A 15,101-nucleotide genomic window follows, 5' to 3' on the forward strand; every position below is an offset into this window, starting at 1 on the left:
AACCCTAGACTTATTATGAAGAACTATATTTTCAAAAGAACGCTTGTGTGCCTGGCCGCTCTGCTACTGGCAACGGGCTGCGAGGATGACTTTTTGGAATCAGAGATACCGGGAAGATTACCAGAGGATCAGTTTTATCAAACCGATGAAGATGCCATACAGGCCACTGCTGCTGTCTATGACATGCTGCAGGCACACTATAACTGGGGTTGGGCCAGCATGTACCTGGTAAAAACGCTGCCATCGGATGAAAGCAATGCGGGCGGCAGTGGTCCTGGTGACCAACCTGGCTACCAAACACTCGATGACTTTACCTTCGACTCGCAGAACGACGCTATTCTGGGTGCCTGGAGCATGAGCTACTACGGCATTTACCGTGCAAACAAAGTAATCAATCATGTAGCGCCGGAAACAGATTTGCGCAGGCGCCTGCTTGCCGAAGCAAAAGCGCTAAGGGCCTTATACTACCTGGACCTGGTATCACTTTGGGGAGGAGTGCCACTTGTATTGAATGACGTTCCACCAAGTGAGTATACGGCGCAACAGAGAGCCAGCCGCGAAGAAGTGTATGCGCAGATAGAGCAGGACCTGACTGAAGCGATACCTGATCTCCCTTTGAAGAGCAGCTATGGCAGCGGCGAAAGATTCCGCTTTACAAAGGGAGCGGCGCAGGCATTGCTTGGCAGGGCATACCTCTACCAGGAAGAGTGGCAGCAGGCAGCTGAGCAGCTTGACGAGGTGATCAATTCAGGACAGTACAGCCTGGAGCCAGACTTCAGTAGGGTTTTCTCCTTAGAAGGGGAGTTTGGCCCTGAGTCTTTGTTTGAAGTTGCCTACTCCAGCGATGCCGACTATGACTGGGGCAACTTCCCGTGGGGCAATGGCCGCAATTTGGAGAGTAACATTCATATCCAGTTGATGGGGCCTCGCTCCGACTTTTATACCAAGGCACCAGAGGATAGTTTAATAGGTGGCTGGGGCTTTAACACCCCTCGCCCAACTCTGTACCAATCCTTTGTTAATGCAGCAGATACAGAAAGAAGAATCCATACAATTATGTCTGAGCAGGAGCTCGAAGCAAAAGGCGGAAGCTGGTCTGCACCTACGGCTTATGATTATATGGGATACTTCCAGCGCAAGTATGGCTCTTTTTCTAACCAGACAAACTCCCAGGGAGGTGCTATCGGCGAGCTGAACTATGGCACCAACTGGCGATTGATTCGGTATGCAGACGTGCTGCTGATGGCCGCCGAAGCCTACTACCGCCTTGGAAATGAAGGCAGGGCACGCCAAGAACTAAACAAGGTGCGCGAAAGAGCCGATCTTGATGAAATAACGGCCTCTGGTACCGACCTGTTCAATGCTATTGTGAGGGAGCGGGAATTAGAACTTGCCTTCGAAGGCTTCAGGTACATCGACCTGGTGCGTTGGGGCCTGGCAGCAGAAGTGCTGGGGCCCTTGGGCTATGTGGAGGGTAAGCATAACCTGCTTCCTATACCGGATGCTGATGTAAGAACAGCAAACCTGACACAGAACCCCGGTTACTAAAACCAAACAAAGCTTAGAACACTAAACTCAGGAAGGGCCTACAACTGTAGCCTCTTCCTGAATTTATATAAGTGTAACACCACTCCAATATTTTTTTAGTAGTTCCATGGGTAAAGATCCGGCTCTTTGGCGCCGCGGTTCTTCATGCGGATCGGGTGCACTGCCTCTGTTTCGTCAAAATAGATAAAGGCATCGTAGCGCTCAGGTATTACGGTAGGCACATAGTTGCCGAACATTTCATACTTCGGATCATATACAACCCCTATAGCCCGGTGGCCGATTCGCTCCTGCAGCTCGGGCAAATGCTTCAGGTCTTTGGACAGGATAATTTTATCATCCGTGCTCATATTATGCAGCATTTCCTCCCAACTGCCCTCTACAGCCGGTGGTACATCCATTTTCTGCATAGGTGCTCCCCAGGATTTTCCGGCAATCACGGTTCCCTGGTAGGAGCCAAAGCCAACGAGCTTTACATTGTCGCGCCCATACTTCTGGCGGGCAAGCTGCCCAATATTAAACATGCCATGATCGGCCATATCAGTATAGCTGGCATCGCCAACATGAGTGTTATGCTCCCACACAATAGCCTTTGCGTTCGGGCCGTGAAGTTCGAGCAGGCGATCCAGTGTCTCCATCATATGGCTGTCGCGCACATTCCACGAGTTACTGCTTCCGCCAATCATGGCCCGGTAGTACTTCTCAGCATTGGCAGCCACCAGTGCATTCTGCTTTGTGTTAAAGTCCTGCTCCGGATCATCACTAAGGCTGCGCTGTTGCTGTACCTTTGTCAGCATCTCGATTACTTCGCGCTCACAATCTGTAGGAACAAATGCTGTGGCCTGGGCATAGGTTTGCGGATCACGGTTAAACGGCTCAAAGCAGTTGATGGCTATGCGCGCGGCCTCGGCGGCTTGCCCGTCGTTCTTTTCCAAAAAACGCAGGATCTGCTCCAGCGACTCCCAAAGGCTATAGACATCCAGGCCATAAAAGCCTACCTTCTCATGCTGCATCCGCAGGTTGTTGTGCTCCCGCATCCACTCTACCAATGCTGCCACTTCCCAGTTGGCCCACATCCAGGTAGGCCACCGACGGTATACTTCCAGCACTTCCGCTATTTTGCTACCTGAACCGGGGTAACCTTTGATCAGCCGGTTCACAGCATAGCACTCGGGCCAGTCCCCTTCCACCGCAATAAAGTTGAAGCCCTTCTCCTGGATAAGCCTTCTTGAAATGGCCGTCCGCCAGGTATAATACTCAGAGGTACCGTGTGAGGCCTCGCCTAACATAACCACACGGGCATCTCCTATTTCCTGAAGTAAAACATCCAGGTCTTTCTCCTTTGTAATTGCTGTATATTGAAAAGGCTTGTTTCCCATAGCGGTGGAATAAATATAATGTAGCGCAAAATCTTAAATTGCTGTATTGTACTTTCGATGAGCAGTTTATGTTCCATAAAATAAAACACCCGCTCTACTTCTCAAGTAAAGCGGGTGCAAAGTCTTGCTAAGTATATTGTACAGCTTATGACTGGTTCTGCTGGGCAAAAACTCTTCGCAGAAGCTCTGTAGTACGTGCCACCGGATTTTCCCTGATCTTCAGTTCTTCCTGCGCCACTAATAAAAACAGGCCATCAATGGCTTTCTGAGTGGCATAGTCATCCAGGTCTGGATTAACTTTTTGCACCAGCGGGATCTTGTTGTACTGGTTTACAAGATCAGCATAGTACCTGGTGGCGTTCGTTTTCTCCAGCGACTTTACCATAATGGGATTGAAGGCGTTGTAAAGTTGCTGTGAGGTAGTACGCTTCAGGTAATTGGTAGCGGCATCTTTATCTCCCCTCAATATGCCCCACGCATCCTGTATCGTCATTTGCTTGATAGCACTCACAAATATCGGCACAGCGCTTTTGGCTGCATCTTCGGCTCCGCGGTTCAGGGTAAGTATGAACTTGTCTACTTGGTTGCCCAAGCCCACCTGGCGCAGCGTATTCTCCACGCGCTGCACATCCTTTGGAAAAGGAATCCTGATGAGTGGGTTGCCAAAGTAGCCGTCCGTCTGCGAGGCCTGGCCCGCGCCATTGCTGATACCTACCTCAAGTGCCTGCTTCAGGCCAGCTGCCACTTCACCTTGCGTAAGTGTGCCACTAGTACCCGCCAGCACGCCATCCATAGTGCGCTGCAGATCAGTTACAGTACAAGAGGAGGCAGTTAGTGCCACAGCTATTGCAGAAGTATAAAGTAGTTTCTTCATGTATGGTTTTCTATCTCTTACAGATTTTTATGCAAATATAGACAGGTGTATTCACTGTCTCCGTTGCAGGCTAAGTTAAGGTATTTTGTTCGTGCTTCCACATGATGCTACAACCTGCAAGGCAACTATTACAAAGTATAGCAACAGCAATTTATGCCATCTGCCACAACATCTTTACCTTTATCAGGGTTTTAAAGACCTAAACATAAATCAGACCAGAAATATATATGAGCGCAGTTACTGCTGAAATCATCACCATAGGCGATGAGATTCTCTATGGCCAGATCGTGGATACCAACTCTGCCTGGATGGGTACCGAGCTTACCAAGATTGGGGTAAAGGTAAAGCAAATCACTTCCATCTCCGACAGTGCCGACCACATTATAAAAGCCCTGGACGAAGCTACTCTGCGGGCCGATGTCGTACTGATTACAGGAGGCCTTGGCCCTACAAAAGACGACCTGACCAAGCACGTGCTTGCCTCCTATTTTAACACCTCCCTTAAACTACATGAGCCTTCGCTAGCTGACATAGCCTCCTTGTTCAGGCTTCGTGGAATAGAACTAACCGAGCTGAACCGGCAACAAGCTTTTCTGCCAGAGAACTGCACTCCGATCAGAAATGTGTTGGGCACCGCCCCGGGCATGTGGTTCGAGCGCAACGGCAAAGTATACGTATCAATGCCCGGGGTGCCGTTCGAAATGAAGCGCATGATGACAGACACGGTGCTGCCCCAGCTGAAGGAGTATTTCGACACGCCCCACATCATCCATAAAGTAGTTCAGACAGTAGGGCTGCCAGAGTCCATACTTGCCGAGCAGCTGGAGACGTGGGAGAATAATCTTCCTGAGCACCTCAAGCTGGCCTACCTGCCGCACCTTAACGGCGTGCGCCTCCGCCTGACAGGCCAGGGTACAGACGAGGCAAAACTGCAGCAGGAACTACAGCAGGAAGTGGACAAGCTGCAGTACATTATTCCCAACCACATTTTTGCCTATGGCGAAGTACCCCTGGAAGAAGCAATCGGGCTGATGCTAAAGGAACGTGGCTTAACCATTGCCACAGCAGAGAGTTGTACGGGCGGTTTTCTGGCACATAAACTTACAAGTATAGCAGGCAGCTCTGCCTGGTTTATAGGTGGCGTGATAGCCTACCATAATGAGGTTAAAATCCAGGAGCTCGCGGTAAACGCTGAAACCCTACAGGAGCACGGCGCCGTAAGCGAGGCTACTGTTCGTGCCATGGCCGAAAACGTGCGTCTTAAGTTCGACACCGACATTGGCGTGGCCACAAGCGGTATTGCAGGCCCAGATGGTGGTACACCAGAGAAACCCGTAGGCACTATCTGGATAGCCTTTTCCGATAAGTATAAAACCGAGGCAAAGCTGCTTAACTACAATAAAAGCAGGCTACTCAATATCGAGTATACCACCATGGCTGTGCTAAACCTGGTGCGCCAAAGTTTGGATACAACGGTTGAGGAATAGGCTAAAATAATTAACTTTGTATGGGTTTTTAACGCGAAACTACCTTTAGGCAAAGCATAATGATCAACATAAAGTATAGCACCTTTGCCTATGGCCCTACTCTATATTCTGAATTAAAAACGATCAACGTATAACGACACATATGGCACTTGTAGAAATGGTTATGCCCAAGATGGGCGAGAGTATCATGGAAGGTACCGTTCTGAAATGGCTCAAAAGCGTGGGTGACACCATTGAGCAGGATGAATCGGTACTGGAAGTAGCTACAGATAAAGTGGACACAGAGGTACCAGCCCTGCAAGGCGGCGTACTGAAGGAGATTCTGGTACAGGAAGGCGATGTGGTGGCAGTTGGTGCTCCTATTGCCATTATTGCTACTGACGGTGAGGATACCGGAGAAACTTCTGCTGCTGCCCCCGAAGCTACTGCAACCGCTGAGGCTCCCGCCACAACTGCACCTGAGGCTTCACCACAGCAGACTGCTGCAGCCTCAGCCCCAAGTGAGGCATTTGCCAAGCTGGACCAGCCTGCAACTGGCCGTTTCTACTCTCCATTGGTGCTAAATATTGCTCGTGAGGAAGGCATCTCGATGCAGGAGCTGGAGTATATCCCAGGCACCGGTCAGGAAGGCCGTGTATCTAAGAAGGATATTCTGGCATACGTAGAGAGCCGCAAAAATGCTCCGCAGCAAGCTAGCGCTCCTCAAACTCAGGCACCTGCACAGCAAACGCCACAAGCAGCCCCTGCCGCGGCAGCACAGGCACAGCCGCAAACATCTGCACCTGCCGCTGTTAAACCAGCAGCTTCTTATGGTGGCAACGTGGAGATTATTGAGATGGACCGCATGCGCAAGATGATTGCCGACCGTATGGTGGACAGCAAGCGCATCTCTCCCCACGTTACTTCCTTTGTGGAGGCCGACGTGACAAACATCGTGAACTGGAGAAACAAGTGGAAAAATGATTATAAGAAGCGTGAGGGCGAGAACCTGACCTTCACTCCTATTTTCATCGATGCCATTGCCAAGGCAATCAAAGATTTCCCGATGATCAATGTGTCAGTGGATGGAGGCACTATCATCCGCCATAAAGACATTAACATAGGTATGGCTGTGGCTCTGCCAAGTGGTAACCTGATCGTTCCGAACATCAAGAACGCAGACCAACTGAACCTGAACGGCCTAACCAAGAAGGTGAACGACCTGGCCAGCCGTGGCCGCAACAACAAACTGACGCCGGATGATCTGGCAGGCGGTACCTACACCGTGTCTAACGTTGGTTCTTTTGGTAACGTGATGGGTACGCCGATCATCATGCAGCCCCAGGTGGCTATCATGGCCGTGGGCGCTATCAAGAAAAAGCCAGCTGTGATCGAGACGCCGGAAGGTGACCTGATCGGTATCCGCCACTTTATGTACCTGTCGCACTCTTACGACCACCGCGTAGTGGATGGCTCGCTGGGAGGTATGTTCGTGCGTCGTGTGGCAGATTACCTGGAGAACTTTGACGTAACTCAAACTATCTAGCGCTAAAGGTTAAATTGACCTTAAGTATAAAGCCTGCTCCTCGAAAGAAGCAGGCTTCTTTTTTTAAGAAAGTTTTCACTATTCAGCACTTTTTACAGCAGGCAAAGTATAAATTAGCAAACTGATATATTATTAAGCGCATCCTTGTATTTATACTCAACACCAATGAAGAACATATTACCCTGGATTCTGGCTGCCGTATTCCTGTTTCTGGCGCTGTACTTTTACTGGCAAAAGAACGAGGCGGAAAGCCGCCTGACCATAGCCGACAACCAAGTGGCCGAAATAGACCAGGAGCTGGAAGACCAAACAGAAGCAGTAGACTCGCTAGAAGACATGGTCCTGCCCCCTGACACCATGAACCTGGTACCTCCGGGCGGGGCCGCCTTTGTGGATGAACTTGGCAGCCTTAGTCAAAGCGACATACAACGCCTGAAGCGCAAAGGATTGAAAAGTCCTGAAAGTGACTTGATGAACGACCTGAGCCGCAAGCAAAACAAGCTTATACCAGCCGAGGGCGTATTGGGCGGCACCATGGCCATCCGCGACAGCCGTATCTTAAATGACCGTTATGCCCTTGCCTATTATGAAGATGGCCATACAGGGGGTTATTTGGTTCTGAAGTATGAAGTAAACAACGGAAACATTAACTGGACTGTGGTGGACAACTCCAGGCTGTAATCAGCTTAGGTTGCAGGCAAAGACACTGATCTTGTAGCGTTCTCACATAGTTAACTGAAGCCTCACTACACTCAGTGAAGCCTCACTACACTCAGCAGGTTGATCGGTGTACCGCGAATCACACTTGCCTCGGCTAGAAAGGTAATTCTTGAGTTAACGTAAAATCAGCACAAGATTTGAGAAGTATAAAATACCATCTATCACCTACACAATGACACTATTACTTAACCTGTTACTGCCCCTCTGTTTTATACTCCAGGACAGTAGCCAGCTACTGCTGCGCCAGGACCTGCAGAAAGATTTTGGCAAACTGCAGCAGAACAGCAGTCACTTCATCAGCGACAACAGCACCCTGAACCCTTCAGTAGAAACCGTAGCTAACGACCTGCAGCTGTTTGGCTTGGTAGCAAACCTGGATCTAAGTCAGGCAACATCTACCTGGCAGGAATATGGGTCACACCAGGTACGCCGCTGGAAGTTTGACGAGGGCAACATTCGCAGCATTACCCAGATACAAAGCGAGATGAAGCTCGATACCCTAGTCACACAGCGCTACCTCGATAACAAAGCGCCCACACAGCAGCACATTACCAACAGCTTTACTTTCCGCACTTATCTTATCTCTACAGACTCCGATAAAAACAAGCTGTATTACCAGACAGAAAACGAGCAAGGCTTGCTAAGCTATCAGCTGGGGGATAAGGTAGTAGAGATAACTTACGCTTCGCCCAAAAAGGGACTGGCAGACGTGTTACAGCCTTATCGTCAAGAGATAGAGAAGCTTACTTCTGACTTGTAACAAGCATACATTTACAACGGCCACCTCTAACAGAAGTGGCCGTTTCTTTTTGCAACAACTTATAAGGCAACTTATAAAAACACCTCAGAAATTTTGTCGCAGTGGCGGAGCAACCGTAGAAGCAAGTCAGCCAACATGCGGGGCATACTACCTTGCTTCTGACATAATGACATAGAATAAGTGTTATTTTCCCCTTGGCACATGGCTTGATAAAACAGAAGTAACTGAAAAAGGAAATTGAATAAGAAACTATAAATAAAACTATAGAATGGGAAAAATAATAGGCATTGACTTAGGTACTACAAACTCATGCGTTGCCGTAATGGAAGGTAACGAGCCAGTTGTTATACCTAACAGCGAGGGCCGCCGCACGACTCCGTCTATCGTAGCGTTTTTGGATAACGGAAACGGCGAGCGTAAAGTAGGTGATCCTGCCAAGCGCCAGGCAATCACTAACCCACAGAACACCATTGCTTCTATCAAACGCTTCATGGGCCACAGCTACAACGAGGTAAGCGAAGAAGCAAAGCAGGTATCTTACAAGGTACAGCAGGGAAGCAATAACACTGTGCGTGTACAGATCGGCGACAGAGAGTATACTCCTCAAGAGATCTCTGCCATGGTGCTTCAGAAAATGAAGGCTACAGCGGAAGAGTACTTGGGTACTTCTGTAACTGAGGCGGTTATTACCGTACCAGCTTACTTTAACGACGCTCAGCGCCAGGCCACAAAAGAGGCTGGCCAGATTGCAGGTCTTGAGGTAAAGCGTATCATCAACGAGCCAACAGCAGCGGCACTGGCTTACGGTCTTGATAAGAAGAGCGTAGATCAGAAAATTGCCGTGTTTGACCTTGGTGGTGGTACATTCGATATCTCAATCCTTGAATTGGGTGACGGTGTATTCGAGGTGTTGTCTACAAACGGTGACACACACCTGGGTGGTGACGACTTTGACCAGGTAATCATTAACTGGCTTGCCGAGGAGTTCAAAAAAGACGAAGGCTTAGACCTGCGTAAAGATCCTATGGCACTGCAGCGCTTGAAAGAAGCTGCTGAGAAAGCCAAAATTGAGCTTTCTTCTTCTCAGGAGACAGAGGTTAACCTGCCATACATCATGCCGGTTGACGGAGTGCCAAAGCACTTGGTACGCAAACTGACTCGTGCTAAGTTCGAGCAACTGTCTGACGACCTGATCCGTCGTTCTATGGAGCCATGCAGAAAAGCGCTTCAGGATGCAGGCCTGTCTACTTCTGACATTGACGAGGTGATTCTGGTAGGTGGTTCTACCCGTATCCCGAAAGTGCAGGAAGAAGTAGAGAAGTTCTTCGGTAAGAAGCCTTCTAAAGGTGTAAACCCGGACGAAGTGGTGGCCATCGGTGCGGCTATCCAGGGTGGTGTATTAACAGGTGAGGTTAAAGACGTACTTCTACTGGACGTTACTCCGCTTTCTTTGGGTATCGAAACAATGGGTGGTGTGTTCACAAAACTGATTGAGTCGAACACGACAATCCCTACGAAGAAGTCTGAGACATTCTCCACTGCTTCTGATAACCAGCCGTCTGTAGAGATCCACGTACTGCAGGGTGAGCGCCCAATGGCAAGAGACAACCGTACCATCGGTCGTTTCCACTTGTCTGACATTCCACCAGCACCACGTGGTGTTCCACAGATCGAGGTAACATTCGATATCGATGCCAACGGTATCCTGCACGTTACGGCTCGTGACAAGGCTACTGGCAAAGAGCAGAAGATCCGCATCGAGGCTTCTTCTGGTCTGAGCGAGCAGGAAATCGAGAAAATGCGCAAGGAAGCAGAAGCTAACGCTGAGGCAGACAAGAAGGCGAAGGAAGAAATCGAGAAGCTCAATACTGCTGACTCCATGATCTTCCAGACAGAGAAGCAGCTGAAAGAGTACGGCGATAAGCTTTCTGCAGGCAACAAGTCTAATATCGAGAACGCCCTTGGTCAGCTGAAAACAGCTCATGGCTCTAAAGACATCGCTGGTATCGACTCTGCTATCGAGGCACTGAACAATGCTTGGAGCGCAGCTTCTCAGGAGATGTACGCTGCTACGCAGGGCGCTGAAGGCCAGGGAGCTCCAGGTGGCAATGGCCAGGCTGGTGGTGCCGGAACTAACGCGGGCGCAGCCAACGATGGTGGTGTAACTGATGTTGACTACGAAGAAGTAGACGGCAGCACTAACAAGTAAGCATCTAAAACTCAAACTATATAGAAATCCCCTGCCGGACTCCGGCAGGGGATTTTTTATTAACATAAAATCCGCGTAACAAAAAAATAACCTTGTGTGGACGTACTGGCTTTTGCTAAAGATTGGCTGAGTCAACTATTATAGATTAATTGCGCAGCACTTTCAACCCGCTTAGCAACCCTATGAAACGAATCTACACAACACTGCTTTTCTTCCTGTTATTCACATCAGCTTTTGCTCAACAAGACTTCCGAAAAGGCTACATTATACAAAATGGCGACACGCTTAGGGGGTTTGTGGACTACCGGGGCGACAGACGAAGCGCTCGGGTTACCTCTTTCAAGCCCACCCTCGAAAGTCAGGAGCATAATTTTGGGCCAGATGCTATCAGCGGGTATGGATTTGAGGTAGAGAACAAGCTATTTGAGTCTAAATCAATACCTGCAACAAGCCCCGACACACAGACGCATGCCCTGTTCTTAAATACGTTGGTTAAGGGCCATGCCAGTATCTACTACTACCGTGATGCCCAAGATGTAGAGCATTATTATTTATCCATGAATGATGGCGCTCTGGTTGAGCTTCTTGAGCAAGAGTACCGTCGACAGGACCCTGAGACAGGTAAAAATTACAAGGTAGTTAACAAGATATTTATCAATACGCTGGCAAACGCTTTCTCTGCTTGCAGTAGCCTTTCCGAGGCAAGGTTCAAGCAACTAAGACTTAGCGCCAATTCACTGACAGATATTGCCCTTGCATATAACCAGTGCGTTGACCCAGCCAGCCTTGTGCATGAGCAGGAGAAAAGAAAGATGAAAGTTATTGTAGGGCCTGTGGCTGCAATCACCAGTTCCACCTGTCTCGTCCTGAAATAAGTTGACGGGTTTGAGACGAAATTACTTTTTAATTTGAGACCTCCCATGCGTTTGTGTTGGAGGTTTTCTTTTTCCACTGCTTTACCTCTAATTTATCCTGCCGGTGCATCTGCTCGGGTGTGAGCAGGTGGCACGAGAGGTGGGGCCTCTGCCTGTTATAGATGTCCACAGACTCAGCGATCACTGCCACGGCCTCCAGGTGGTGGGCAAAGCCCCGCGCCAGGGCGAACTCGTCCTTCAAAATGCCGTTCACGCGCTCGGCCACCGCATTCTGGTAAGGGTCGTATTGCTCGGTCATGCTCGGTTTTATCTGCGCCTTCTCCAGCAGCTGCTGGTAGTCTGCAGAGCAGTACTGCAGCCCCCGGTCGGAGTGGTGAATTAGCCCGTAGCCGTACTTCTTCTGCTCGATGGCCATCCTCAGGGCCTGCAGAGGCCCCTCTGCCCGCAGGTCCTCCGAGAGGTGGTAGCCCATGATCTTCTTGGAGTAGGCATCAGTGACCAGCGAAAGGTAGCTGTGGCCTTCTCTGGTGGGGATGTAGGTGATGTCAGAGACCCACACCTGCTCGGGGCGCTCTATTTTGAGCCCCTCCACCAGGTTCCTGTGCTTTTTCATCCAGTGCTTTGAATCAGTCGTTTTATGGTAGCTCTTGCGGGGCCTCACCAGCAGGCCCCTTTCTCTTAGAATTGCAAAGAGCTTGTCTCGTCCCACCTCGAGCTGCTCTTTCAGCAGGTGATAGAGCTTACGGGTGCCCAGGCGCGGCATCTGCAGGCGGATCTGGCCCGCCAGCTCCACGAGCTGATCGGCGATCTGCTTTTGTTCCAGAACTCTTGCCTGCCGCTGATAGTAGGCTTGTCTGCTGTGGCCAAGCAGTCTACAGGCCAGGGAAAGGCTTATTTGCCCTTCCTGGCGGAGGTGTTCGACGGCTTGGCCAGTGGCTTTTTTCGGATCTGGATCCCCATCTGCCCCTCGGCCACGTCAATGATGGTGTCCAGCAATTTGGCCTTGAGCTCGGCTTCCTTGGCTCTTTTCTCAGCTGCGGCCAGTTGGGCCTCTAGTTCTTTGATGCGTTGGTTGGGTGTCTGGGGCATAGCGCTTGGATTGAAGTCCCAAGTTAATCTGCCGTGCTTACGAAGCCAAACCAAAACGGTGCTTCTGCCCTGGATACCGTACTTTTTCTGGGCTTGTTTGTAGGTCAGATCGCCCTGCTCGACCTCAGCCACTACGGCCAATTTAAAGCCCAAGGTATAGTCACGCTGGGTGCGCTTGCTTTTTTTCTCTGCTGCTTTTTCCATATAAGGTTGATTTTTCTGTCAACCTATTTTAGGACGGGACAACCCTTACATTTAAAGGCGACACCTACCTGAGCAGGGCCTCTTTTACAGATGAATCCGTCGCAATGGCAGGCGGTGTGGCTACCAATTTCTCTATTCCTCAACTCAGTGAGAAGATTTCCTTACAGGTTGACCTGCTCTATGTTCCCAACAAATTCTTCGCTTTGCTTGAAGAAAAAGGTGATTACGGAAGCACCACTACCTATGAGACTATGTTCGACCTAGCTTACATCAAGCTACCTGTGCAGCTTCGCTATACCTATCCACGCGGGCGGCTGCGTCCTTACCTAAATGCAGGCCTAGTGGTTGGACATGCTATCAAGGATGAAAATCAGGTATCAAGGTATTTAAGCTCTGAGTACAAAAAAGATAGGCCTAGCACTTATCCTGCCATACCGGGTAATGGCAGGTCCGATGGGTTCAGGAATTTCACTGAGGGCTTGACGGCAGGAGCCGGCTTGATGTGTCATCCTTACCAAAAAGGAACGCTCTCCCTAGAGGCTCGCCTCGAGCTAAACAATGGTATGTCACACATAACAGGAATTAGCTCTACGGTAAGCACGCTATACATCATGCTGGGCTTTGGCTTCTGATGTATTAAAGATCAATTATCAAGAAAAGGCACTATTGTTCTTTAACAGCGCCTTTTCTTGATAATTCACAGATACTAGTCCAGATCCCTGTCTCCACGCTTGAGCTCTTCCACCGAGCGCATCACCTTATCCTTCAGGCTGTTTTTATACTTCTCCAGCTTATCAGCCACGGCAGCATTGTTGGTACCAATGATCTCAGCGGCAAGTATCCCAGCATTCAGGGCACCATCCAAGGCAACAGTAGCTACAGGTATACCTCCCGGCATCTGAAGTATAGACAGTACAGAGTCCCAGCCATCAATAGAGTTAGATGATTTTACAGGAACACCAATAACCGGCAGTGTAGTAATAGAGGCTACCATACCTGGTAAGTGTGCTGCGCCACCTGCTCCGGCAATAATCACCTTCAGGCCACGCTTACGGGCATTCTCTGCGTACTCGAACATGCGGTGCGGCGTACGATGCGCTGACACAATGGTCAGCTCGTAAGGTACGCCCAGCGTTTCCAGAATTTCGGCAGCTGCTTCCATTACCCTTAGATCGGACTGGCTGCCCATAATAATGCCAACCTGCGGCTGTGTATTTTTTACTTCTTCGGCCATGCTTATGCTTTTACTTTGATAACGTTTTTAACAGACTCGGCACGCTGCTGCGCCTCTTCTATGTTTTGCCCCAGCACAGTGATGTGTCCCATTTTACGGGCAGGGCGCGTGTATTTTTTACCGTACAGGTGAATGTAAACTCCTGGTACTGCCAATGCTTCCTGCAGCCCCTCATACCTGGCCTCGCCGTCATAGCCGGGCTCGCCAAGCAGGTTCAGCATCACAGCGGCACTCTGGATTTCAGTAGAGCCCAGCGGCAGGTTAAGTATAGCGCGCAGGTGCTGCTCGTACTGCGAAGTATAATTGGCCTTGATAGTATGGTGCCCGCTGTTGTGCGGACGCGGTGCCACCTCATTTACCAGTATCTGCCCGTCTTTGGTCAGGAACATTTCCACGGCAAGGATACCGACCATGTCAAAAGCCTCGATCACACGGGTAGCAATCTCTATGGCGTGGCGCTGCAGCTTGTAAGGCACGTTGGCAGGAGCAAAAAGCGAATCTACCAGGTTATGCTCCGGGTGGAAGCTCAGTTCCACTACCGGAAATGCGGTAACTTCACCACTTTCGTTGCGGGCTACTATCACAGAAATTTCCTTCTCAAAATCTACCAGCTTCTCCAGCACCGACGGCTCCTCAAAGGCCTTGCTTAAGTCTGCCTCGCTAGCCAGACGGGTAACACCACGGCCATCATAGCCCTCACGGCGCAGTTTCTGGAAGGCCGGCAGGAAAGAAGTGTTCTGCTGCAGCTCCTCTTTATCTTTCAAAAGTATAAAGTCAGAGGTTGGAATATTGTGCTTCTGGTAAAACTCCTTCTGCAGACCTTTGTCCTGAATGGTGCGTACGGTTTTGGCATCAGGGTATACTTTCACCCCCTCCTGCTCCAGCTTCTCCAACGCATCGGCATTTACGTGCTCAATCTCGATGGTGAGGATATCACAGTTCTTGCCGAACTCATATACTGTATCAAAATCGCGGAAGCTGCCTACGTAAAATTCGTTGCAGATGTCCTTGCAAGGTGCGTTCTCGTCAGGGTCCAGCACCAGGGTATAGAGGTTAAAATCTAGCCCGGCCTGCATCAGCATGCGGCCTAACTGGCCACCGCCAAGTATGCCTAACTTTACTTCTCCTTTCATGTATTGTAACGGTTTGGTTGATCTATCCTCAAAAATAAGGATTATGCGTGGAGCGGAACGACAATCT

The 15,101-nt window shown here is 49.8% G+C and carries 13 protein-coding genes; 8 read left to right on the forward strand and 5 right to left on the reverse strand.

Features of this window, described 5'->3' with window-relative positions; translation table 11 throughout:
• The first annotated feature begins 15 nt into the window (after positions 1 to 15).
• Positions 16 to 1,548 (forward strand): RagB/SusD family nutrient uptake outer membrane protein, encoded by a 1,533-nt coding sequence (locus tag PKOR_RS00980; protein WP_046308679.1) that lies wholly within the window; start codon positions 16 to 18, stop codon positions 1,546 to 1,548.
• A gap of 95 nt (positions 1,549 to 1,643) precedes the next feature.
• On the opposite strand, the gene PKOR_RS00985 is transcribed toward PKOR_RS00980, so the two are convergent.
• Positions 1,644 to 2,924 carry an erythromycin esterase family protein gene (locus PKOR_RS00985; RefSeq protein ID WP_046308680.1) on the reverse strand — a complete coding sequence of 427 codons (1,281 nt, stop codon included), beginning with the start codon at positions 2,922 to 2,924 and terminating at the stop codon, positions 1,644 to 1,646.
• Between the two features lie 145 nt (positions 2,925 to 3,069).
• A complete protein-coding gene (locus tag PKOR_RS00990) occupies positions 3,070 to 3,798 on the reverse strand; it encodes a DUF4197 domain-containing protein (RefSeq protein WP_046308681.1) in 729 nt (242 codons plus the stop codon).
• A 227-nt stretch (positions 3,799 to 4,025) separates the two neighbouring features.
• On the opposite strand from PKOR_RS00990, the gene PKOR_RS00995 reads away from it, so the two are divergent.
• The 6 genes from PKOR_RS00995 to PKOR_RS01020 all read left to right on the forward strand — a co-directional run bounded on the left by PKOR_RS00995 (position 4,026) and on the right by PKOR_RS01020 (position 11,374).
• Positions 4,026 to 5,285 carry a competence/damage-inducible protein A gene (locus PKOR_RS00995; RefSeq protein ID WP_046308682.1) on the forward strand — a complete coding sequence of 420 codons (1,260 nt, stop codon included), beginning with the start codon at positions 4,026 to 4,028 and terminating at the stop codon, positions 5,283 to 5,285.
• A gap of 142 nt (positions 5,286 to 5,427) precedes the next feature.
• Positions 5,428 to 6,810, forward strand: coding sequence for a dihydrolipoamide acetyltransferase family protein (locus PKOR_RS01000; protein WP_046308683.1), 1,383 nt, complete (start codon positions 5,428 to 5,430; stop codon positions 6,808 to 6,810).
• Positions 6,811 to 6,975: 165 nt separating this feature from the next.
• Positions 6,976 to 7,491, forward strand: a complete 516-nt coding sequence (locus PKOR_RS01005) for a hypothetical protein (RefSeq protein WP_046308684.1) — start codon at positions 6,976 to 6,978, stop codon at positions 7,489 to 7,491.
• A 211-nt stretch (positions 7,492 to 7,702) separates the two neighbouring features.
• The gene (locus tag PKOR_RS01010; protein ID WP_046308685.1) at positions 7,703 to 8,290 is read left to right on the forward strand and encodes a hypothetical protein; all 588 of its coding nucleotides are present in this window, start codon (positions 7,703 to 7,705) and stop codon (positions 8,288 to 8,290) included.
• A 268-nt stretch (positions 8,291 to 8,558) separates the two neighbouring features.
• The gene (dnaK, locus tag PKOR_RS01015; protein WP_046308686.1) at positions 8,559 to 10,499 is read left to right on the forward strand and encodes a molecular chaperone DnaK; all 1,941 of its coding nucleotides are present in this window, start codon (positions 8,559 to 8,561) and stop codon (positions 10,497 to 10,499) included.
• 182 nt (positions 10,500 to 10,681) lie between these two features.
• Entirely contained in the window at positions 10,682 to 11,374 is a 693-nt protein-coding gene (locus PKOR_RS01020; RefSeq protein WP_148561596.1) for a hypothetical protein, read from the forward strand.
• A 28-nt stretch (positions 11,375 to 11,402) separates the two neighbouring features.
• Here the strand turns inward: PKOR_RS01020 and PKOR_RS01025 are convergent.
• Positions 11,403 to 12,667, reverse strand: a protein-coding gene (locus PKOR_RS01025; RefSeq protein ID WP_415837351.1) for an IS3 family transposase whose coding sequence is annotated in 2 segments (ribosomal slippage) — positions 11,403 to 12,298 and positions 12,298 to 12,667 — 1,266 coding nt in all. Because the reading frame shifts where the segments join, the coding sequence is not laid out codon by codon here.
• A 116-nt stretch (positions 12,668 to 12,783) separates the two neighbouring features.
• On the opposite strand from PKOR_RS01025, the gene PKOR_RS01035 reads away from it, so the two are divergent.
• On the forward strand, positions 12,784 to 13,299 hold the full coding sequence (locus PKOR_RS01035) for an outer membrane beta-barrel protein (protein ID WP_158453726.1): 516 nt from the start codon (positions 12,784 to 12,786) through the stop codon (positions 13,297 to 13,299).
• Positions 13,300 to 13,373: 74 nt separating this feature from the next.
• On the opposite strand, the gene purE is transcribed toward PKOR_RS01035, so the two are convergent.
• Positions 13,374 to 13,901, reverse strand: a complete 528-nt coding sequence (gene purE / locus PKOR_RS01040; RefSeq protein WP_046308690.1) for a 5-(carboxyamino)imidazole ribonucleotide mutase — start codon at positions 13,899 to 13,901, stop codon at positions 13,374 to 13,376.
• 2 nt (positions 13,902 to 13,903) lie between these two features.
• Complete coding sequence (locus tag PKOR_RS01045) at positions 13,904 to 15,034, reverse strand: 5-(carboxyamino)imidazole ribonucleotide synthase (protein ID WP_046308691.1); 1,131 nt, start codon at positions 15,032 to 15,034, stop codon at positions 13,904 to 13,906.
• Positions 15,035 to 15,101: the final 67 nt, after the last annotated feature.

Origin of the sequence: Pontibacter korlensis (assembly GCF_000973725.1) — a bacterium.
Taxonomy (GTDB): domain Bacteria; phylum Bacteroidota; class Bacteroidia; order Cytophagales; family Hymenobacteraceae; genus Pontibacter; species Pontibacter korlensis.

Coding starts and splice junctions, on each gene's coding strand:
- PKOR_RS01005 (WP_046308684.1), top strand. CDS start 6,976: ATGAAGAACATATTACCCTGGATTCTGGCTGCCGTATTCCTGTTTCTG.
- dnaK (WP_046308686.1), top strand. CDS start 8,559: ATGGGAAAAATAATAGGCATTGACTTAGGTACTACAAACTCATGCGTT.
- PKOR_RS00990 (WP_046308681.1), bottom strand. CDS start 3,798: ATGAAGAAACTACTTTATACTTCTGCAATAGCTGTGGCACTAACTGCC.
- PKOR_RS01020 (WP_148561596.1), top strand. CDS start 10,682: ATGAAACGAATCTACACAACACTGCTTTTCTTCCTGTTATTCACATCA.
- PKOR_RS00980 (WP_046308679.1), top strand. CDS start 16: ATGAAGAACTATATTTTCAAAAGAACGCTTGTGTGCCTGGCCGCTCTG.
- PKOR_RS01010 (WP_046308685.1), top strand. CDS start 7,703: ATGACACTATTACTTAACCTGTTACTGCCCCTCTGTTTTATACTCCAG.
- purE (WP_046308690.1), bottom strand. CDS start 13,901: ATGGCCGAAGAAGTAAAAAATACACAGCCGCAGGTTGGCATTATTATG.
- PKOR_RS00995 (WP_046308682.1), top strand. CDS start 4,026: ATGAGCGCAGTTACTGCTGAAATCATCACCATAGGCGATGAGATTCTC.
- PKOR_RS00985 (WP_046308680.1), bottom strand. CDS start 2,924: ATGGGAAACAAGCCTTTTCAATATACAGCAATTACAAAGGAGAAAGAC.
- PKOR_RS01000 (WP_046308683.1), top strand. CDS start 5,428: ATGGCACTTGTAGAAATGGTTATGCCCAAGATGGGCGAGAGTATCATG.
- PKOR_RS01045 (WP_046308691.1), bottom strand. CDS start 15,034: ATGAAAGGAGAAGTAAAGTTAGGCATACTTGGCGGTGGCCAGTTAGGC.